Below are 21,093 nucleotides of genomic sequence, written 5' to 3'. Positions count from 1 at the left end.
TTCATCATCACAAGACAGGATGCGACACTTGGCCAAGATCATCGTTGTGACCTCCGGCAAGGGTGGGGTCGGCAAGACAACCAGCGCAGCCGCCATCGCCACAGGGCTGGCGCTGCGTGGCAAGAAGACCGTGGTCATCGACTTCGACGTGGGGCTGCGTAACCTCGACCTGATCATGGGCTGCGAGCGTCGCGTGGTCTACGACCTGGTCAACGTGATCCAGGGCGAGGCGGGTCTGAACCAGGCGCTGATCCGCGACAAGCGGGTCGACAATCTGCACATCCTGCCGGCCTCCCAGACCCGCGACAAGGATGCTCTGACCCTGGAGGGCGTCGAGAAGGTGCTCGATACCCTGAGCAAAGACTTCGACTTCATCATCTGCGACTCCCCGGCGGGCATCGAGCGCGGCGCCCAGCTGGCCATGTACTTCGCCGACGAGGCGATCGTGGTCACCAATCCCGAGGTCTCCTCGGTGCGCGACTCCGACCGCATCCTCGGCCTGCTGGCCTCCAAGACCCGGCGCGCCGAGCGTGGCGACGACGCCATCCGGGAACATCTGCTGATCACCCGCTACAACCCGAGTCGCGTCGACCTGGGAGACATGCTCAACCTGGACGACATCCGCGAGATCCTGGCCATCGACCTGCTTGGCCTGATCCCGGAGTCGGAGGCGGTGCTGCGGGCGTCCAACCAGGGGGTGCCGGTCACCCACGATGACGACAGCGATGCCGGCCAGGCCTATGCCGATACCGTGGCCCGCCTGCTGGGGGAGGAGGTGACCCTGCGCTTCCACGAGTACCAGAAGAAGAGCCTGTTGAGCCGCATGTTTGGAGGAGTCCGCCGGTGAAGTTGCTCGATTTCCTGAAGCGAGAGCGCAAGAAGTCCGCGTCGGTCGCCAAGGAGCGGCTGCAGATCATCGTGGCCCATCAGCGCACCCAGCGGGGGCAGCCGGACTACATGCCGCTGCTGGAGAAGGAGCTGCTGGAGGTGATCCGTCGCTACGTGCAGATCGATGACGACGCGGTGAACATCACCCTCGATAGCGAGGACAACTGCTCGGTGCTGGAACTCAACGTGACCCTGCCCAAGTCCTGAGTGGACAGTCCTGAGCGAAAGCCCGTCGGCTGAGTCCCCCGCGGGGCTGTGCTAGGCTGGAGCCGAGAATTCACGCCCTTCGGAGAGCTTCCGCCCATGGCGCAGTCCCCCGCCGCCCCGCAGTCCTTCCTGTGGCACGACTACGAGACCTTCGGTGCCGATCCGCGTCGCGACCGGCCCTCCCAATTCGCGGCCATTCGCACCGATGCCGACCTCAACGAGATCGGTGAGCCCCTCGAGCTCTTCTGCAAGCCGTCCGATGACTTCCTGCCGCATCCCCAGGCCTGCCTGATCACCGGCATCACGCCCCAGCAGGCCCGCCGCCGCGGCCTGCCCGAGGCCGAGTTCGCCGGCGTGGTCGAGGCGGCCATGAGCGAGCCGGGCACCTGCGCCCTGGGCTACAACAGCCTGCGTTTCGACGACGAGGTGAGCCGCCACCTCTTCTACCGCAGTCTGCTTGACCCCTATGCCCGGGAGTGGCAGAACGGCAATTCGCGCTGGGATCTGATCGACGTGGTGCGTGCCTTCCATGCCCTGCGCCCCCAAGGCATCGAGTGGCCGACGCGCGACGATGGCGCGCCGAGCTTCAAGCTGGAACACCTGACGGCCGCCAACGGCATCGCCCATGCGGGGGCCCATGATGCCCTGGCCGACGTCCGCGCCACCATTGCCCTGGCGAGGCTGCTGCGCGAGCGCAACGGCAAGCTCTTCGACTACCTGCTGGGGCTGCGCGGCAAGCGTGCCGTCGCCCGGCAGCTGAACCTGGCCGGGCGCAAGCCGGTGCTGCACATCTCGCGGCGCTACCCGGCGAGTCGCGGCTGCAGCGCCCTGGTGATGCCGCTGGCCGAGCACCCCTCCAACCCCAACGGGGTGATCGTCTTCGACCTCTCCATGGATCCGGCTCCGCTGCTGGAGCTCACCCCGGAGCAGATCCGCGAGCGAGTCTTCGTCAGCAACGATGACCTGGCGGAGGGTGCCGAGCGCATTCCGCTGAAGGTGATCCACCTCAACAAGTGTCCGGTGCTGTTCCCGACCAGCGCCCTCAAGGACGTGGAAGGGCCGCACAAGGGCGAGTACGGCGCGATCGTCGAGCGCCTGGGGCTGGACCTGGAAGCCTGCCGAGCACACTGGAAGCTGCTGTCGGCCCGCCCGGAGGTGGCCTCCCGGGTCGCCGAGGTGTTCGCCGCGCCGCATCCCGAGCCGCCGCATGACCCGGATCTGATGCTCTATGCCGGTGGCTTCTTCTCGCCGGCCGATCGCCAGCAGATGCAGCGAGTGCGCGAGACCGACCCCTGGGACCTGGTGGGAGCACGCTTCGCCTTCCAGGACCCGCGCCTCGAGGAGATGCTGTTCCGCTACCGGGCCCGCAGCTATCCGGAGACCCTGGAGAGCGAGGAGCAGGCACGCTGGGAGGTCTTCCGCTGGGAGCGCATGAACGATCCGGCCGTCGCCAGCCTGACCCTCAAGGAGTTCGCCCGGGAGATCGAGCGGCTCAATGGCGTCCCGCTGTCCGACCGTGACCGGCAGGTCCTCGAGGAACTGGTGATGCACGTGGAGGCGATCATGCCGCCCCAGGCCTTCGACTAGCGGATCGCGAGGCCCGAAGGTCGAGCCGTAGGCCCGGTAAGCGCCAGCGCACCGGGCGGGGATGATGGCCACCTTCGTTCGCGGGAGACACCCCACGCCGGATGCGCCTTCGGCTTATCCGGTCTACAACATCATGAACCCGCAACTCCGGCAACACCGCCTCGTAGGCCCGGTAAGCGCCAGCGCACCGGGCGTTGTCTGCGGTCAGTTCGCAGGGCGAATGGCGCCGACAGGCGCCTGCTATTAGCACAGACCCGCACCTCACCGATTCATGGTCGGCAGCCGGTTGGTCGGCATGATAGATTGAAGCCCTAAGCCGGCCTGGACACGTCGCGCCAAACATCAAGAAACGAGATGACAGGATGTCCCTGAAAGAAAGCCAGATCGAGCGAAAATTGATCGGCAAGCTCGATGAGCTCAAATATACCCACCGTCCCGACATACGCGACAAAGTTACGCTTGAGCAGAACTTCCGCGACAAGTTCGAGGCGCTCAACCGCGTTCGCCTGACCGACGCAGAATTCGCCCGCCTGCGCGACGAGATCATCAACGCCGATGTCTTCCAGGCCGCCAAGACCCTGCGCGAGCACGGCTACTTCCAGCGCGAAGACGGCACCCCGCTACACTACATGCTGGTCAACCTCAAGGACTGGTGCAAGAACGACTTCGAAGTCATCAACCAGCTACGCATCAACACCGACAACAGCCACCATCGTTATGACGTGATCCTGCTCATCAATGGCCTGCCGGTGGTGCAGATCGAGCTGAAGACGCTGGGCATCAACCCGCGTCGCGCCATGGAGCAGATCGTCGAATACCGCAATGAACCCGGCAACGGCTACACCAACACGCTGCTGTGTTTCATGCAGCTGTTTATCGTCAGCAACCGCGACCACACCTGGTACTTCGCCAACAACCAGAGCCAGCACTTCGCCTTCAACGCCGACGAGCGCTTCTTGCCCATCTATCAATGGGCCGATGAAGCCAACCGCAAGATCACCCATCTGGACGACTTCGCCGACGCTTTCCTGGCCAAATGCACCCTGGGCCAGATGATCAGCCGCTACATGGTGCTGGTCGCCAGCGAGCAGAAGCTGATGATCATGCGGCCGTATCAGATCTATGCGGTCAAGGCGATTGTCGACTGCATCCACCAGAACCGGGGCAATGGCTATATCTGGCACACCACGGGCAGCGGCAAGACGCTCACATCCTTCAAGGCGTCCACCCTGCTCAAGGACGACCCGGATATCGAGAAATGCCTGTTCGTGGTGGACCGCAAGGATCTGGACCGCCAGACCCGCGAGGAATTCAACCGCTTTCAGGAAGGCTGTGTCGAGGAAAATACCAACACCGAAACCCTGGTGCGCCGCCTGCTCTCGGAGGACTACGCCGACAAGGTGATCGTCACTACCATCCAGAAGCTCGGCCTGGCGCTGGATGAAACCAGCATCCGGGCCCAGCAGCATATGGAAAAAGGCAGGCGCACCTACAAGGAACGGCTTGCTCCGCTGCGCGACCAGCGAATCGCTATCATCTTCGACGAGTGCCACCGCTCCCAGTTCGGCGACAACCACCAGGCGATCAAGGCCTTCTTCCCCAAGGCGCAACTGTTCGGTTTCACCGGCACGCCTATCTTTGACGACAACGCCAACTACAAGCAGATCGACGGCACCGTGGGCAGCTACCGCACCACCAAAGACATCTTCGAAAAGCAGCTGCACGCCTACACCATCACCCACGCCATCGATGACCGCAATGTGCTGCGCTTTCACATCGACTACTTCAAGCCAGAAGGCAAGACCGACGCCAAACTCAAACCCGATCAGGCGCTCACCCAGCGGGCGGTGGTGGAGGCCATTCTGGCCAAGCACGATGCCGCCACCAACCAGCGCCGCTTCAACGCCGTGTTGGCCACCGCCTCCATCAACGACGCCATCGGCTATTACCGCCTGTTCAAGGAGATCCAGGCCGAGCGCCAGGCCGAAGGCCCGGACGACACCGCGCTGAACGTTCAACCGCTCAACATCGCCTGCGTATTCTCGCCCCCGGCCAATGGCGACAAGGATGTGAAGCAGCTACAGGAAGACCTTCCCCAGGAGAAAGCCGACAACCAGCAGGAGCCGGAGCAGAAGAAGGCCGCCCTGCAAGAGATCATTGCCGACTACAACACCCGGTACGGCACCAGCCATAGTGTCAGCGAGTTCGACCGCTACTACCAGGACGTTCAGCAGCGCATCAAGGACCAGCAATACCCCAACAGCGACCTGCCGCACCAGCACAAGATTGACATCACCATCGTGGTGGACATGCTGCTCACCGGCTTCGACTCCAAGTACCTCAACACCTTGTATGTGGACAAGAACCTCAAGCACCACGGCCTGATTCAGGCCTTCTCGCGCACCAACCGCGTGCTCAACGACACCAAGCCCTACGGCAACATCCTCGACTTTCGCGGCCAGCAACCGGCCGTGGACGATGCCATCGCGCTCTTCTCCGGTGAGGATACCGGCCGCTCCCGCGAGATCTGGCTGGTGGACCCGGCGCCCGCGGTGATCGAAAAATACGAAGAGGCCGTTGCCGCCATCGAACACTTCCTGACAGAGCGGGATGTCGTGGCCGAACCCAAGGGCGTCTACAACCTCAAGGGCGCCTACAACTTAAAGGGAGATAGGGCACGCATCGAGTTCGTCAACCGCTTCAAGGAGGTGCAGCGCCTCAAGACCCAACTCGACCAGTACACCGATCTTGACGAGACACAAAAGCAACGCATCGACATCGTCCTGCCCGAGGACGATCTGCGCTCGTTACGGGGTGCCTACCTCGAGACCGCCCAGCGTCTCAAGGAACAGCAGGGCAAGACCGGCGAGCAAGCGTCCGAGGCCCAGGACGCCATCGAGCAACTGGATTTCGAGTTCGTGCTCTTCTCCTCGGCGCTGATCGACTACGACTACATCATGGGTCTGATCGCCCGCTTCAGTCAGGACAAGCCCGGCAAGAAGGCCATGAGCCGCGACCAGCTCATCAACCTGCTCGCGGCCAGCAGCAACCTGATGGACGAACGCGAGGACATCATCGCCTATATCAACACCTTGGAAGCCGGCAAGGGCCTGAGCGAGGCTGCCATCCGCGAAGGCTATCAGGCCTTCAAAGAACAAAAAGCTCACAATGAAGTCACCGCCCTGGCTGAACGCCACGGGCTGGACCGCGACGCCCTTCAAGGCTTCGTGGACGGCATCCTGGACCGCATGATCTTCGACGGCGAGCAACTAAGCGATCTGTTCGAGCCGCTGGAACTGGGTTGGAAGGCGCGCAGCCGGGCCGAGTTGGCCTTGATGGAAGAACTGGTGCCGTTCCTGAAGAAACAGGCCGGCGGGCGCGAGATTTCGGGGTTAGCGGTGTATGAATAAGGCGATGAAGACCGAGAAGCAGGCATTGGTGCCCCGGTTACGCTTTCCCGAGTTTCGAGATGCGGGGGAGTGGGATTTTCGGGAACTCGATGATGCTTGTGAAGTGAACCCATCCAACTCAACGCTGCCGAAGTCGTTTGTCTATATTGATTTGGAATCAGTAGAAGCTGGGCAGCTAATAAAGAAGAAAAATATATCACGAGAGGGGGCGCCAAGCAGAGCACAAAGAATATTGAAAAACGGAGATGTCATATTTCAAATAGTGCGGCCTTATCAGAAGAATAATCTATTTTTCGAGTTTGATAACGATGAGAATTATGTAGCCTCGACAGGTTACGCACAACTAAGGGCTTTTGGTTCGGAAGGGTTCTTGTATCAAGTCATTCATACTGATGATTTTGTTGCAAGAGTACTGTCAAAATGCACAGGGTCAAACTATCCTGCGATAAATTCATCCGATCTAGCCAAGGTGCATCTGGCGATCCCAGTGCCTGATGAGCAACAAAAAATCGCCGATTTTCTCTCGTCTCTCGATGCGCTGATTGCCGCTCAGGCGGACAAGATCGACGCCCTGAAGACCCATAAAAAAGGGCTGATGCAGCAGCTCTTGCCCCGCGAAGGCGAAACCGTCCCCCGCCTGCGCTTTCCCGGGTTTTTGGAGGCAGGGGAGTGGGTTGATCAAGAGCTTGAGAATATGGCGATAAGGGGGTCAGGGCATACCCCGAACAAGAAGTACCCAAGCTATTATAATGGCGGTATAAAGTGGGTTTCCCTTGCGGACTCAGATAAGCTAGACAAAGGCTATTTATATAAAACAAAGAATGAGATATCTAAAGAAGGTTTGCAAAATTCTTCAGCGGTTTTGCATCCGGCCGAAACTGTTGTTCTAAGTCGTGATGCGGGGGTCGGGAAAAGCGCAGTTTTACACACACCTATGGCGGTAAGTCAGCACTTTATTGCATGGCGATGTGATAATGCAAAGTTAAACAACTGGTTCTTCTATTACCTGCTTCAGAGGCTTAAGCCCGAGCTGGAGTCAATTGCAGTGGGGAATACTATTAAAACCATTGGTTTATTTTATTTTAAATCGATGGTAATTGCCGCGCCAAGTGTAAGTGAACAGAAAAACATTGCCGATTGCCTCTCCTCCCTCGACTCGCTGATCGCCGCCCAGGCGGACAAACTCGAAGCCCTCAAGGCCCACAAAAAAGGGCTGATGCAGCAGCTCTTTCCATCGCCAGAGGATTTGAGTTGATGAAAAATACTCCAGATATCCTGCTGCAGATTATCTTGAAAACGCCTTCTTCGATAAGAAGCTTCCAGCAGATTTGTGTCACATGAACGATATTGAGAACGAAGTTGATGTGCCGGATTCCATCCGACCCTATTTAAACGAAATTGCAGAACATTTATGGGCCGAGCGAGCCGCTGTGATGGTCGGCGCGGGTTTCAGCAAGAACGCTGGGAATGGGTTTCCCGATTGGAACCAGCTAGGCGAACTTCTTTATCAAAGGGCGCATGGCGTTAAGGCAGATCCAGCCAAACAAAAGTATCTGAATGTCCTGCGGTTGGCTGAGGAGGTGCAAGTGGCCATCGGTCGGCCCGCGCTGGAGAACTTGCTGCGCTCCAACATCTCGGACCTGAATATCGAACCATCCGGCCTCCATGTCGAGTTGCTTGAGCTACCGTGGGTGGATGTGTTCACCACCAATTACGATACCTTGCTTGAACGGGCCAGCGCCAAGGTCGTGACCCGGCGATATGAGCCGGTGGTCAACAAAGAGGATCTCCCTTACGCCATCAAGCCCAGAATTGTGAAGCTCCATGGCAGCTTCCCTTCGGAGCGACCCTTTATCATCACCGAAGAGGATTATCGGCGCTATCCACACGACTACGCCCCTTTCGTGAATACCGTTCAACAGGCGCTCCTTGAGAATACCTTCTGTCTGATTGGTTTCTCCGGGGACGACCCCAATTTTCTTCAGTGGATTGGCTGGATTCGCGACAATCTCGGCAGGGACAAGACTCAGAAAATCTATCTGGTCGGGGTATTCGACCTTTCGGCCGCTAGGTTGCAACTTCTGGCGCAGCGCGGAATTATTGTCGTTGACCTTTCGTGTTGTGACGGAATCGAGAAGCACGACCACAGAAAAGTGTTGAGTCGGTTTTTCAAGTACATTCGGGCGAAAAAGCCGGATGCCCTCGACTGGCCGTACAACCCCAAAGCAATGCATCCTACCCACGGTGCGGATCGTATCCAAGAGATTCAGAAGGTTACTGATGAATGGCAGCGGCAGCGGCAGGTCTACCCCGGCTGGCTGATCCTGCCACATAGTAACCGTGAGACCTTATGGGTGTACACGGACACATGGGTAAACTACCTTCCAGACACGGAGACACCTCCTGGGTTGGATATTCAATACGCCTTCGAGTTGATCTGGCGGCTTGAACGTTGTTTGCTGCCGGTTTTCGACAATATCGCAGAGTTCTGCGAGAAAATCCTCGCAAAGTACTGGCCATTTCAAAACGAAAATCCGCCTACAAACTGCCAGTTCCACCCAGGAGATAATAAATTCCAAGATCTGCCATGGAATGACCTCCGGCAGGCGTGGCTGGGCATCGCGGTGGCGATGCTGCGCTTCTATCGCGAAGAGGGACATCTCGATAAATGGAAGGAATCAGAAATCCGGCTCAGGACTCTTTCCGACCATTTTTCGGCGGAACAAAAGGAATTTCTGAATTACGAAGGCTTTCTGTTCAGCCTTTTTACCCTGGATCTGCCCAACGCTAAACATCGGCTTGAAAATTGGCGGCCCAACGAAGCGCAACCCTACTGGATGACAAAGCGTGCTGCCTGTCTTGCTGAAATTGGCGAAATTAATGATACAGATGAGCAGATTCTCTGGGCGCTGGTTGAGTCTCGCAAAAAGAGTGATGACCAAGATACTTCAACAGGCTATTTATCGGTTTCCGAAGAATCGTATCAGATGCTTCTCTTTCGTCATGTTAAAGACGCCAGTAGATGGGGTGCGGAGAACATTACTACCTATGAAGAGGAACAGCTAATAAGGGAGGATCTCGCTAACGAGTGGAGCCAAAGAGAAAAGTGGTCTGAATCAGAGCGGCAATCAAGCATCACCGTCAAATCGTCAGAAAATTTCACTAGCTTTGAGCAGGATTGGATTGACCTGTATGCTAATCGCGAGCAAGTTAGTAGAAAGCCAGAGTGGGATCAGCGCCTTAGAAGGGTTAGGAATAATCAGCGAAGGAATGAACTACAGCAACAAAATGCCCGTTGGGATGAACTAAAAGCGTTCCGCTGTGATCCGTGGAACGAGCTAAAGTTGTACGAACTAAAGCTGGATAGGCCGTCTGTTCAGCGAAAAAGTCTCACGGAGAAACGTGAATTTGATATCGGCCGAGTCTCCAGGACATCCCATTTTCTCGGAGTGGATCAGGAGATAATAAACGCCTATTCATTTCTTCGATTCTGTGAAGAGGTTGGCTTACCATATCGGGTTGGCAACTATACTATGGCGACAAAAACGGCCTTGGCAAGCCTGCAACGCATTTCGAAATTTTCCTCATTTTGGGCGATTGCGACCCTCGCCAGACTTGGAGATGCGAAGGCCGTTGATAGCCTATTCAGCCGCGAGTCCGTATACAGATTCACTGCCAATGAAGCCGATCAACTCATTCAAAACTACCTGGATACGCTTAACAAATGCCGCGATGAAATCCACGCGGGCAGTGCTTTCCGAAATGACAGTTACGGTGTGCGCCTCGCCCAGTTTCTGCCGGAAGTCATCTCTAGACTTTGCTGCAAATGTTCTGGCGAAACGAAGCGCCGCGTTCTTGAATTTGTTACCGGAATCTATGCGTCACCCGATAAGACCAATTACCGGAATGTGAAAAACCTACTTAATCGGCTCATAAGCTCTATGACCGAAGTGGAGCAATATAGTCTGATACCGGACTTACTGGAAATTCCTTACCCTGAAGATTTGAATCTACTCGTTAAAGATGAGTTCCTGAACCCCTTCCTGCTGCTCGAACTTAATCAGAAGCCCGAATGTGCCCCAGCCGTGGCAATTCAGCCTGAATTGGTAGACCAGTTGTTCCGGCAAGCAGCGTTGGATAACTCAGATCGACGGCGGTGGGCGATAACATCCCTGGTAACACTGCACACGTTACAGCTGCTCGACGAAAGCCAGAGCAAGAACCTCGCAGAAGCTATCTGGCGCGTAACTGACCAGTACGGCCTGCCTGATGGTACCGATTTTTACAAATTTGCGTTTCTGAGATTTCCCTATCCCAAAGGTGTTGACCCTACCTGCCTTTTCAAAAGCTATGTCAAAAGTACACCTTTCCCGATACAGCGAGATGAGCCGGGGACGGGTGTCAGAATGACTGGTGGGGATATCTCCATCGTGCACGAAATTATCGGAGCCAACAATGATGGGGAAAGCATCTGGACAGCGGAAGATGCCGCCGAGATCTTGCAACGCCTGCTCGAATGGTGGGACGCTGACAAGAACAGGTTGAACGAAAAGGAAAACGAACCTGCTGGTCTTCTTTCATCCATACCAGAGGAGTTTCTGGCAAGATTTTCCCGTATGCTCGAACTGCTCGCTGAGGTCGTATGCCCCAAGCTCAGCACAGATTCACCTGACGAAATTGAAACATCCCTCAGTCGACTCCTTAAGGAAGTCCGGGAGTATGGATTGCCTGGCCTTAAAGCTGAAGCGGCGTCTCTTCACATATACCCTGATCAGAAGGGTGACGTTTATAACCGTATCAACGAAGCATTGATTTCTAATCAGTATCTTATCCAAAGAGATGGTCTCAGGGCAATTGCTAGAATTATTCTGGATGGCAACAATGCTGTTGCAAGTTCTGTAGAACCTGATCCAGCATCAATGCTTAGCCAATACCTCACGTGGTGTCCAGCTCATACCATAATCTCGGCGCTGTGGATTATCGTCCGAATTTTGAAAGAATCACCAACTATCTTCGATCACAGCTTGGAGGTGGCCACCCAAAGGCGACTTGATCGATTGCTGGCCGAATCAGCATATGATAGTGATAGCCAATTCCTTAACTTCGACGAGAGGTTAGAGGTTCGCCGAGTATCATCCATTTTGTCGGCAGCGCTTTTGAAATATTACGAATCCAAAGGAACCTCCGTTCCAGAAGTTATTGAGAAATGGAAAGAGCTGGCTCTTGCACCTGACGAGTTTGCAGAAATTCGGACTCCTTGGTTTGATTAGTAGGATTCTATGTATAAATTTCCCATCAACCTCGACTCCCTGCTCCACCACCGCACCATCGAGAGTGAACGAGTGGAATACAAGGCGGGCTGGAATCCGGAGGCGGTGCTGCACAGCATTTGCGCCTTCACCAATGACGTTCACTATCAAGAGGGCGGTTATGTGTTCAAGGATCCAAAGGAGTTAAGGCGATGCCAACGTGCTGGATAATTGCCGGGCCAAATGGTTCGGGTAAAACCACCTTTGCTTTGGGCTATCTGCCAAAGTTTGCAGGCTGTAGAAACTTTATCAATGCCGACCTGATTGCGGCCGGACTGTCGCCCTTGGCGCCGGAGAAGGAGCTTTTGGCGGCCAGTAAAATTTTTCTTCGAGAGATCGAAGAGCATATCAGTGCGGGAGAAGATTTTGCTTTCGAAACAACTCTGGCTGGTCGGAGCTATTTGCGATTGATTGAGCGTCTGAGAAAAGACGGCTGGCGAGTTGACCTTGTTTATCTGGCGCTTCCCGATGTGGAAATGTCCAGGATGCGCGTGGCGGAGCGGGTAGCGCATGGTGGCCACAATATCCCCCTCAGCGACATTGAGCGTAGATATCCACGCAGTTTATATAATCTACTAAATCTGTTCAGCCATCGTGTGGATTGTTGTATTTGTTTCATGAATGATGGTGGAGAGCCAACACTGGTTTTCGAGCAGCAGGGTGCAGGCCGTAAAGTTATCGACCAAAGCTGCTACGATGTGTTACTTAACGGAGCCGAACAATGAATGAAGCCAAAGATAAGCCTGTTTCACAGGCAGGGCAATTGATGCTGCAATCTCTGCGCCAATCCGTGGCCGAAGCGTTGGAAAAAAAGCGGCGGCTGGGTCAATACGCTGTGATTTGGCAGAACGGCCAACCCGTTGTTGTAGGTGATGATGCTCCAGTTCAGAAGCGGTAAGGGAATGCCGATGCTCAGCTTCCCCAGGCCGGATCGCTCCATCCGCATGGAAGACCTGCAAGCAGGCCGCGCCGTCAGCCGCCGCTACCGCAACCGCCGTATCGGGGAGTTTCTGAAAGAACTGGACCTCACCGAAGGCCGCTCCACCGGCATACCCAAGGTGTTGCGGGTGATGCAAGCCAACAGTTCACCCAAGCCACGCTTTGAAAGTGGCGACGAGCGCAGTTCGTTTTTGATCCGCCTGCCGGTGCATGAGGGGTTTGCTGGGGAAGTTACCCCCGAAGTCACCGGGGAAGTCACCGGGGAAGTCGCCGGGGAAGTCATAAAGTTGCTGGGTGTGATGAAAGGCGAAATGAAACGCACGGAAATCCAGTCGGTTCTGGCGTTAAAACATGAAGATCACTTCCGCGAAGCCTACCTGCGACCAGCGCTGGATGAGGGTTTTATCGAAATGACGATCCCCGACAAACCCCGTAGCCGCCTTCAGAAATACCGGCTGACGAGTAAAGGCAAGGCATGGCTGAGAGAAGGAAAGGAAAGACCATGACAAAAGATCAACTGAGCCAACTGGGCAAGACCCTCTGGGCCATCGCCGACGATCTGCGCGGGGCGATGAACGCCGACGACTTCCGCGACTATATGCTGTCGTTTCTGTTTCTGCGCTACCTCTCCGACAATTTCGAGGCGGCAGCGAAAAAGGAACTGGGAGCGGACTATCCCCAACTGGCTGAGAATGACCGACGCTCGCCGTTGGCGGTCTGGTACGCGGACAACGCCGGGGATGTGTCCGCCTTCGAAAGGCAGATGCGCCGCAAGATGCACTATGTCATCCACCCGGATTACCTGTGGAGCAGCATCTACGAGCGCGCCCGTACCCAGGATGCCGAGCTGCTGCAAACCCTGGAGAGCGGCTTCAATTACATCGAGAACCAGTCCTTCGCCAGCACCTTCCAGGGGCTGTTTTCCGAGATCAACCTCAACTCGGAAAAGCTGGGCCGGACACCCAAGGCGCGCAACGACAAGCTCTGCATCATCATCACCAAGATCGCCGAGGGGATCGCGCAGTTTTCCACCGACAGCGATATTCTGGGCGATGCCTATGAGTACCTGATTGGCCAGTTCGCTGCCGGGTCCGGCAAGAAGGCCGGGGAGTTCTACACCCCGCAAAGCGTCTCCACCATCCTCTCGCGCATCGTCACCCTGGACAGTCAGGACCCCGCCACCGGCAAGAAGAAAAAGCTCAACAATGTGCTGGACTTCGCCTGCGGCTCCGGCTCGCTGCTGCTCAATGTGCGCAACCAGATGGGGCCGCACGGCGTCGGCAAGATCTACGGCCAGGAAAAGAACATCACCACCTACAACCTGGCGCGCATGAATATGCTGCTGCACGGGGTCAAGGACAGTGAGTTCGAGATTCGCCACGGCGACTCCCTGACCAACGACTGGGATCTACTCAACGAGATGAACCCGGCCAGGAAACTCCAGTGCGATGCGGTGGTGGCCAACCCGCCCTTCAGCTACCGCTGGCAGCCCAATGACGCGCTGGGCGAGGACTTCCGGTTCAAGAACCATGGCCTGGCGCCCAAATCCGCCGCGGATTTCGCCTTCCTGCTGCACGGCTTTCACTTCCTCGGCGACGAAGGCACCATGGCGATCATCCTGCCCCACGGGGTGCTGTTTCGGGGCGGCGTGGAGAGCCGCATCCGCACCAAGCTGCTAAAAGACGGCCATATCGATACCGTCATCGGCCTGCCGAGCAACCTGTTCTTCTCCACCGGCATCCCGGTCTGCATTCTGGTGCTGAAGAAATGCAAGAAGCCCGATGATGTGCTCTTTATCAACGCCAGCGAGTATTTCGAGAAGGGCAAGCGTCAAAACCTGCTCTTGCCGGAGCATATCGAAAAGATTGTTGATACCTACCAGTATCGCAAGGAAGAAGAACGCTACGCCCGTCGGGTAGAGATCGAGGAGATCGAGAAGAACGATTACAACCTCAATCTCTCCCGCTACGTTAGTACCGCCGAAGCCGAGCCGGAAATCGACCTGGCCTCCGTCCATGCGCGATTGTCCGAAGTCGAAAAGCGCATTACCGAGGCCTCAGCCAAGCACAACCAATATCTGAAAGAGCTGGGCCTTCCGCCTGTGTGATGGGGCGCCTGGGGAGTGTGTCGGTGAAAATCCCATAACAAGGCGCTAGACCGGACGGTCATTCCGCTGCATTCCATTACCGCCGGTTCAAAGGCCAATCCGTAGGCCCGGTAAGCGCCAGCGCACCGGGCGGGGGTGATGGCCACCTTCGGCCGCGGGAGACACCCCACGCCGGATGCGCCTTCGGCTTATCCAGCCTACGCGAGACTCTGTCATTTTCACGCCGAATTGAGATGACCCTCACCCCTCACTATTACTCACTTTCCCCTTCCGGCAACGGCTCCAGCTGGCGGCTAAGGGCGAGCACGTCGCTGGGCTTGTCACCCGGATCGAAGCTGACCCGCGCCACGGCGTCCTCGCGCAGCGTCGGCCAGCTCGCCTGAAGTTCTTCGGCGGTCACGGCCAGCGCCTGCTCGGCGAGGCGGCGGTGGCGGTCGAAGGCGGTGTCGCCATAGGCGAGCGCGCGCCACAGGCGGTTGGTGAGCGCGGAGAGGCTGGTGTCGCGCTGCATCAAGCTGTCGTGTACGGCCTGGCGATAGGGGGCCAGGTCGTCATCGTCGAGCGTCGCGAGCCGCCCGGTGAAATCGTCCAGGAAGGCATCGATGCGGGCCTGGATCGCCTCGCTTGCGGTGTCGGGAGACTGCACCAGCAGGCTGATGCCCGGCGCGTCCAGCATCGGCGAGTAACCCGCGTTGACCACATAGCCGAGCTGCTCCTCGGTACGCAGGCGCTGGTAGAAGGGTGTCTCCAGTAGCTGGCCCAGCACCGCCAGGCGCGCCTGGCTGTCGAGCGAGCGGTCCGGCCCCTGGAGGTAGCGCAGTGCCAGTGACTCCTCCCGGGTGGTGGCCGGGGTCAGCGCGGGCAGGTCGTCCACCTGCAGTGGGACGAGGTCCGGGATCGCCTCGGCCGCCAGGGACGGAGAGAGCGCCTCGGCGACCAGCCGGGCCTCGCGCTCGGCAAGCGCGGTGCCGAGGTTGCCCACGGCCATGGCTTCCAGGCGCAGGTCGGCTAGGAAGCGCTCGCGGAAGTCGCGCAAGTCTTCCACATCGAGCGACTTGCTCGCCTCGAGCAGGGTATCGGTGGGCCACTGGGGGCGCACCAGTGCCTCGGCCAGGGTGCGATGGGCCTGCCGGTAGAGAGGATCCTGGGGGGCGTTGCGCCATTCGCGCTGCAGGCGGTAGTGCTCCCGGTCGAAGCTCGCCGCGTCGATCTCGCCCTCCTGCAGTTGGGCGAGGACCCGGGCGATCAGTCGGTCCTGGCGGTCCCGCCAGCCGGAGAACGACAGGGTGATGCCCCGGGCGTGGGCATAGGCCTCGAAGTCATGGCCGGCCAGGCGTGCCGGGTAGAGGGTCTCGTTGAGGCTGTCGCCGAGCCAGCCGGCGAGCAGACGGGAAAGCGCCGCCTCGCGGGCCTCTTGGCTGGCGGCGGGGTGCTGCAGGCTGAAGCGCCACTCCACCTTGGGGGTGTCGAAGCTGTCATCTGCCTTGTGCCAGAGGGTGAAGCCCGGCGCCTCGATGCGCAGCTCGGGAATCTCGTCCTGGCCGTCGAGCAGCTCGAGGTCCTCAGCGATATAGGGGTTGGGTTCGGGCAGGGCGATGCCCGCCAGCGGCTCGGCCTCGCTTGTTGCCTCGACCTCGCGCCAGGGCGCATCGAACCAGGGCGAGACCTGGTCGCCCTCGACGTCCGGGCCGCTGTAGAGCCGCAGCAGCCGGTCGGGTCGCAGGCCGTCGAGCCAGCGCGTGATCTGGTCGCGATCGAAGCCGTCCATGCGGTAGGGCGCGACGTTGACATCCTCCAGCGGATAGCGTGACAGGTTCATGGCCAGGCGCATGGCATCGCCCTGCGGCGAGCCGTGCTGCTGGAAACGGAACTGCTGTTCGGCCAGGCGCGCCTGCTCCTGGTAGCGCCAGGCCTCCAGGCCCGAGGCGCGGATCCGCTCGATGGTGGCCAGCAGGCTGGCCTGGATGCGCTCGAGCTGCTCAGCGCCGTCCGGCGTCAGGCTGATGTCCACGGCGAACAGCGCATGGCGGCCGTCGCCACGCGTCACGCCGGCGGAGAGGCCATCGGCCCAGCCCGCCTCGCGCAGCACCGCGAGCAGGCTGCCCTCGCCCTCGTGACCGAGCAGGTGGGCCAGGTAGTCGGCGGGCTTGTGGCGGTAGGCCTCCTGGGGGTCGGGCACCGGGAACAGGAAGCTGACCCGCTGGCTGTCGCGCACCGACTGCATCTCGGCCGCGCGGGGCAGGGTCTGTTCCGCCACCAGCGGCGCCTCGATGACCGGGCGAGAGAGGCCGCGGTCGGGTATCTCGGCGAAGCGCGCGGTAACCATGGCCTCCAGGTCATCGAGGGGCTGGGGGGCGACCACGGCCAGGTGCATCACGTTGGCATCGTAGTGATCCTCGTAGAAGCCGATCACGCGCTCTCGCAGGCTCGGCTCGCCCGCGGGGCGGTCGGCCAGGGTCTCACGGCTGCCCACGGAGAAGCCGGTGGTCGGGTGGTCGGGATTGAGCAACTGGTCGAGCACGTCCTGGGCACGGCGCCCGTCATCGCGGATGCGCGCCTGGTACTCGGAGTGCACCACGCTGCGCTCGCTCTCCAGGCGGTCGGCATTGAACAGCGGGGCGACGAAGAAGCGGCTGAACCGGTCCAGGGCCCCGGGCAGGGCGTCGGGCTCGATGTTGAAGAAGTAGTTGGTGTCATGGGGGGCGGTAAAGGCGTTGTGGCTGCCCCCGTGGCGCGACAGATAGGCCTGGTAGGCATCCGACTCGGGGTAGGCGTCGGTGCCCAGGAACAGCATGTGCTCGAGGAAGTGGGCCAGGCCGGCCAGGTCCTCCGGGTCCTGGGCGCTGCCCACGCCGACGTTCAGCGAGGCGGCGGCCTGGTCGGCCTCGGGGTCACTGACCAGCAGCACGCTCAGGCCGTTGTCGAGGGTCAGGGCGCGGTAGTCGCGGTCATCGTGGGGGCTGACCCGCGGCGAGACGACGTCGTCGACGGTTGCCGCCGGCTCGGGTGCCTCGGCCCGGGCGGCCAGGCCCGTGATCAGGGTCGCGGCCACGGCGAGCCAGGCGAACAGGCGGGCCGTTTGGCGCAAGGGGGCAGGCAAGGGCTGTGTCATCATCGCTCCTGTGGCATGGGCTGGCGCAGCATGGGCCCGGTGGGGTGGGCGCAGGCCGGATCCTGGTTGGCGGGATCGTTCACTCGTCTTGATACCGGAAAGGCGCCCAAGAGTTCCCCGGGAGCGGGCGCGAGCAGCGACTGCGCCTCGGCCAATGGGGTCTGTGGGTCGAGCCAGCGCCGGGCATCCTCGGGGGTGATCACCGCCGGTAGGCGGTCGGTGAGCGGGGCGAGCAGCGTTCCCGTGGGTACCGTGATCAGCGCCATGGAATCATTATACTCGCTCAGGGTGGTATGGAAGCGGCACCAGAGCCCCGCCAGCAGCAGCGGGCCCCGGTCGACACGGGTCACCAGGAAGGGCTGCTTGGCGCGTGGCTGCGGCTTCCACACATAGATGCCGCTGGCCGGCACCAGGCAGCGGCGCGCGCCGAAGGCCTCGCGGAACATGGGGCGGGCCGTCAGCGCCTCGGCCCGGGCGCAGTGAGGCGCATGGTCGAGCACCTTCAGCCAGGGTGGCGTGAGCCCCCAGAAGGCGTTCACCAGGCGCAGCCGGCCCCCTTCCAGGCGCAGGATCGACAGGGGGCGACGCGGGGCCAGATTGGCGCCGGTGATCAGGGTGGTCTCGGCGACCAGGTCAGGCAGCAGGCGCTCGAGTTCGAGGGGGGCGATGTGCAGTCGGCCGGCCATGAGGTCTCCGGGGTGGTGGGGCGTCAGGGTAACCAAGTCGTCCTGGCGAGGAAAGCGGCGAACGGGCGGCGATCCTGTCGCCGGCTTGCGCCGTCATTCGTGTGGGATATCCTGTCGAAAACAGTGTTCGATGAGAGTATCCTTGTTGCCCGACCCGCGATGCCCGCCACCCCTGCGAGGAAGCCGATGGCCCGTCCCAGACAGCATGCCCCCGAGGCACTCCATGCCCAGGTCATGGCCGCATGCGATGCCTGGCTGCAGGAGCATCCGGCCCACACGCTATCGCTGCGTGCTCTCGCCCGGGAGGTCGGCTGTGCGCCGAGTACCCTGCTCAAGCTCTACGGCAGCTTCAGCAACCTGCTGCAGCACGTCAACATCGAGACCCTGGCGCGCCTGCGCGGGGTGATCGAGCCGCTGCTCGCCGACATCGCCCCCGAGGAGCGGCTCAAGGCGCTGGCCAGGGCCTACTGGCAGTTCGCCCGCCAGGATGCCTACCGCTGGCAACTGCTGTTCGACTACCCCCTGGCCCAGGAGGGGGAGCTGGACCAGCGCCAGAACGAGATGATCGAGGGCCTCTTCCTGCGCGTGGAGGCGACCCTCAAGGAGTACCAGCCGGCGCTGGACGACCTGGAGGCACGGCGGCTGAGCCGCACCCTCTGGGGCAGCGTCCATGGCCTGGTCCAGCTGGGGCTCAACGAGCGCCTCGGGTACTGGCAGGGCGAGCCGCTGGAAGTGGGCGAGTTGCTCGACCAGCTGCTCGTGACCATCCTGGCCGGCCTCAGGCACGCGCCCGGCGTGACGTGATGACCTCCTGGCTGTGGGGAGTCACGGGCCTGGCGGTGGCGGCGGGGAGCTGGCGACTGGCCAGTGCGCCCCGGCCCTTTCTGCGCTGGCTGGTCTTCCTGCTGCTCCATCTCGTCTATCGGCTGCGCTTTCGCGGCCGACACCACATCCCCCCGCGTGGCCCGGCCATCGTCGTCTGCAACCACGTCAGCTTCATGGATGCCCTGGTGGTGGGTGGAGCAAGCCCTCGGCCGCTGCGCTTTTTGATGGACAAGCCGGTCTATGAGTCGCCCTGGCTCAACTGGCTGTTCCGTCTGGTGGGGGCCATCCCCGTGGATGCCGACCGTCGCGATCCGGGCAGCGTGCGCCATGCCCTGGTCGAAGTCAGTCGCGCGCTACGCCAGGGCGAGGTGGTGATGGTATTTCCCGAAGGCCGCCTGACGCCGAACGGCGAGGTGCAACACTTCCGCCGCGGCCTCGAGCTGATCCTGGCCCGGGATGCGGTGCCGGTGGTGCCCGCCGGGCTGGCCGGTCTCTGGGGCTCCTGGACCTCGCACCATGACGGCAAGGCGCTGACCAAGCCGCCTCGCCGGTTCCGGGCGCGGGTGGCCCTGTTCTTCGGTGAGCCTCTGCCGGCCGGCGAGGCGAGTCGGCCTAGCGTCGAGGCCCGAGTGCGTGCGCTCAAGGCCGAGGCCGACGGCTGGGCCGACAGCGTTCCGCGGCGAGGGTAGGCATCAGCCGCGGCGCGGGGGGCGCCGTACCGGCTGCCAGCAGCGTGCCGCGGTGATCAAGTTGTCGCGGACCTCGAGGATCTCCATGCGCACGCTGCCGATCTGCAGGCAGGCCGGTCCGTCAGGGAAGGACTCCAGGTGCTCGAGGATCACGCCGTTGAGGGTCTTGGGGCCATCCGTGGGCAACTGCCAGCCCAGCGCCTTGTTGATGTCGCGGATATTGGCGGTGCCGTCGATCACGTGGCTGCCGTCTTCCTGCGGGTGGATCTCCTGATGCAGTCCCGCCACGTCGGTGGTGAACTCGCCGACGATCTCCTCGAGGATGTCTTCCAGGGTCACCAGCCCCTCCACGTCGCCGTACTCGTCGACCACGATGCCGATGCGTCGCTTCTGTTTCTGGAAGTTGAGCAGTTGGGTGTGCAGCGGGGTGGACTCGGGGATGAAGTAGGGCTCACGGGCCTCCTGGACGATGGCGGCCTTGGTCACCTCGCCGCGGGACAGGAAGCGCGCCGCATTGCGCAGGTGGAGCATGCCGATGATGTTGTTGATATCGCCCTTGTAGACCGGCACCCGGGTGTGCTGGCTGGTGCGAATGTTGGCCAGGATCTCCTCCAGGTCGTCGTCCAGGTCGAGGCCCATCACCTCGTGGCGCGGCACCATGATGTCGTTCACGGTGACGTTCTCCAGATCGAGGATCGACAGCAGCATCGCCTGGTGGCGGCGCGGGATCAGGGTGCCGGCCTCGTGCACCACGGTGCGCAGCTCGTCGCGGGTCAGGTTGTCGGCGCTCCCGTCGATGTACCTGACCCCGAGCAGGCGCAGCAGGCCATTGGAGATCGCGTTGACCAGCCATACCAGCGGGTAGAGCAGCTTGAGCAGCGGCTCGAGCACCAGCGAGGCGGGATAGGCGATGCGCTCCGGTTTGACCGCCGCATAGGTCTTGGGGCTCACTTCGGCGAAGATCAGGATCACGATGGTGAGGATCAGCGGGGCGATGGCCGGGCCGGTGACCTCGCCGAAAAAATGGATGGCGACCACCGTGGCGATCGCCGCGGCCAGGTTGTTGACCAGGTTGTTGCCGATCAGAATCACGCCGATCAGCCGATCGGGGCGGGCCAGCAGGCGCAGTACGCGCTGGGCGGCGCGCTCACCGCTGTTCGCCTGATGGCTCAGGCGATAGCGGTTGATCGACATCATCCCGGTCTCGGAGCTGGAGAAGAAGGCGGAAAGACAGACGAGCAGGAACAGCAGGCCGAACAGCAGTCCCAGCGGGAAGTCGTCACTCAAGTCGAAGGGTCCTCAACGGCGTATCAGGCTCGAGTTGTAGGGGGTCG

Annotated in this window: 15 protein-coding genes; 12 read left to right on the top strand and 3 right to left on the bottom strand. The window is 60.4% G+C overall.

Features of this window, described 5'->3' with window-relative positions; all coding sequences use genetic code 11:
• The first annotated feature begins 28 nt into the window (after positions 1-28).
• From minD to OP498_RS16180, 10 genes are all read left to right on the top strand, one after another.
• Positions 29-847 (top strand): septum site-determining protein MinD, encoded by an 819-nt coding sequence (minD, locus tag OP498_RS16225; protein ID WP_280550442.1) that lies wholly within the window; start codon positions 29-31, stop codon positions 845-847.
• Complete coding sequence (gene minE, locus OP498_RS16220) at positions 844-1,095, top strand: cell division topological specificity factor MinE (RefSeq protein WP_040184914.1); 252 nt, start codon at positions 844-846, stop codon at positions 1,093-1,095. Before minD ends, minE begins: the two co-directional genes overlap by 4 nt.
• A 96-nt stretch (positions 1,096-1,191) precedes the next feature.
• Entirely contained in the window at positions 1,192-2,682 is a 1,491-nt protein-coding gene (gene sbcB / locus OP498_RS16215) for an exodeoxyribonuclease I (RefSeq protein WP_280554416.1), read from the top strand.
• A gap of 362 nt (positions 2,683-3,044) precedes the next feature.
• Positions 3,045-6,092, top strand: coding sequence for a type I restriction endonuclease subunit R (locus tag OP498_RS16210; protein WP_280554415.1), 3,048 nt, complete (start codon positions 3,045-3,047; stop codon positions 6,090-6,092).
• A 4-nt stretch (positions 6,093-6,096) separates the two neighbouring features.
• Entirely contained in the window at positions 6,097-7,347 is a 1,251-nt protein-coding gene (locus tag OP498_RS16205) for a restriction endonuclease subunit S (RefSeq protein WP_280554414.1), read from the top strand.
• An 82-nt stretch (positions 7,348-7,429) separates the two neighbouring features.
• Entirely contained in the window at positions 7,430-11,362 is a 3,933-nt protein-coding gene (gene dsr2 / locus OP498_RS16200; RefSeq protein WP_280554413.1) for an anti-phage defense-associated sirtuin Dsr2, read from the top strand.
• Between the two features lie 191 nt (positions 11,363-11,553).
• The gene (locus OP498_RS16195) at positions 11,554-12,126 is read left to right on the top strand and encodes a zeta toxin family protein (protein ID WP_280554411.1); all 573 of its coding nucleotides are present in this window, start codon (positions 11,554-11,556) and stop codon (positions 12,124-12,126) included.
• Positions 12,123-12,299 carry a hypothetical protein gene (locus OP498_RS16190; RefSeq protein ID WP_280550453.1) on the top strand — a complete coding sequence of 59 codons (177 nt, stop codon included), beginning with the start codon at positions 12,123-12,125 and terminating at the stop codon, positions 12,297-12,299. Before OP498_RS16195 ends, OP498_RS16190 begins: the two co-directional genes overlap by 4 nt.
• Entirely contained in the window at positions 12,277-12,846 is a 570-nt protein-coding gene (locus tag OP498_RS16185) for a Fic family protein (RefSeq protein WP_280554410.1), read from the top strand. The genes OP498_RS16190 and OP498_RS16185 overlap by 23 nt, the downstream gene beginning before the upstream one ends.
• A complete protein-coding gene (locus tag OP498_RS16180; protein WP_280554408.1) occupies positions 12,843-14,447 on the top strand; it encodes a type I restriction-modification system subunit M in 1,605 nt (534 codons plus the stop codon). The genes OP498_RS16185 and OP498_RS16180 overlap by 4 nt, the downstream gene beginning before the upstream one ends.
• 253 nt (positions 14,448-14,700) lie before the next feature.
• Here OP498_RS16180 and OP498_RS16175 read toward each other — a convergent pair whose 3' ends face one another.
• Both OP498_RS16175 and OP498_RS16170 read right to left on the bottom strand, forming a co-directional pair.
• Positions 14,701-17,559: an insulinase family protein gene (locus tag OP498_RS16175; protein WP_280554406.1), complete on the bottom strand. Its 2,859-nt coding sequence runs from the start codon at positions 17,557-17,559 to the stop codon at positions 14,701-14,703.
• A complete protein-coding gene (locus OP498_RS16170; RefSeq protein WP_280554404.1) occupies positions 17,559-18,245 on the bottom strand; it encodes an SOS response-associated peptidase in 687 nt (228 codons plus the stop codon). The genes OP498_RS16175 and OP498_RS16170 overlap by 1 nt, the downstream gene beginning before the upstream one ends.
• A gap of 186 nt (positions 18,246-18,431) precedes the next feature.
• Between OP498_RS16170 and OP498_RS16165 the strand changes: the two genes are divergently transcribed.
• Complete coding sequence (locus tag OP498_RS16165) at positions 18,432-19,049, top strand: TetR-like C-terminal domain-containing protein (RefSeq protein WP_280554402.1); 618 nt, start codon at positions 18,432-18,434, stop codon at positions 19,047-19,049.
• Positions 19,049-19,759 carry a 1-acyl-sn-glycerol-3-phosphate acyltransferase gene (locus OP498_RS16160; RefSeq protein ID WP_280554401.1) on the top strand — a complete coding sequence of 237 codons (711 nt, stop codon included), beginning with the start codon at positions 19,049-19,051 and terminating at the stop codon, positions 19,757-19,759. The genes OP498_RS16165 and OP498_RS16160 overlap by 1 nt, the downstream gene beginning before the upstream one ends.
• 3 nt (positions 19,760-19,762) lie before the next feature.
• Here OP498_RS16160 and OP498_RS16155 read toward each other — a convergent pair whose 3' ends face one another.
• Positions 19,763-21,046: an HlyC/CorC family transporter gene (locus tag OP498_RS16155; RefSeq protein ID WP_280550061.1), complete on the bottom strand. Its 1,284-nt coding sequence runs from the start codon at positions 21,044-21,046 to the stop codon at positions 19,763-19,765.
• Between the last annotated feature and the right edge of the window lie 47 nt (positions 21,047-21,093).

Source organism: Halomonas sp. 25-S5 (assembly GCF_029889845.1).
In the GTDB taxonomy this organism is placed as follows: Bacteria; Pseudomonadota; Gammaproteobacteria; order Pseudomonadales; family Halomonadaceae; genus Halomonas.
This window is presented reverse-complemented; position numbering and strand designations above follow the sequence as displayed.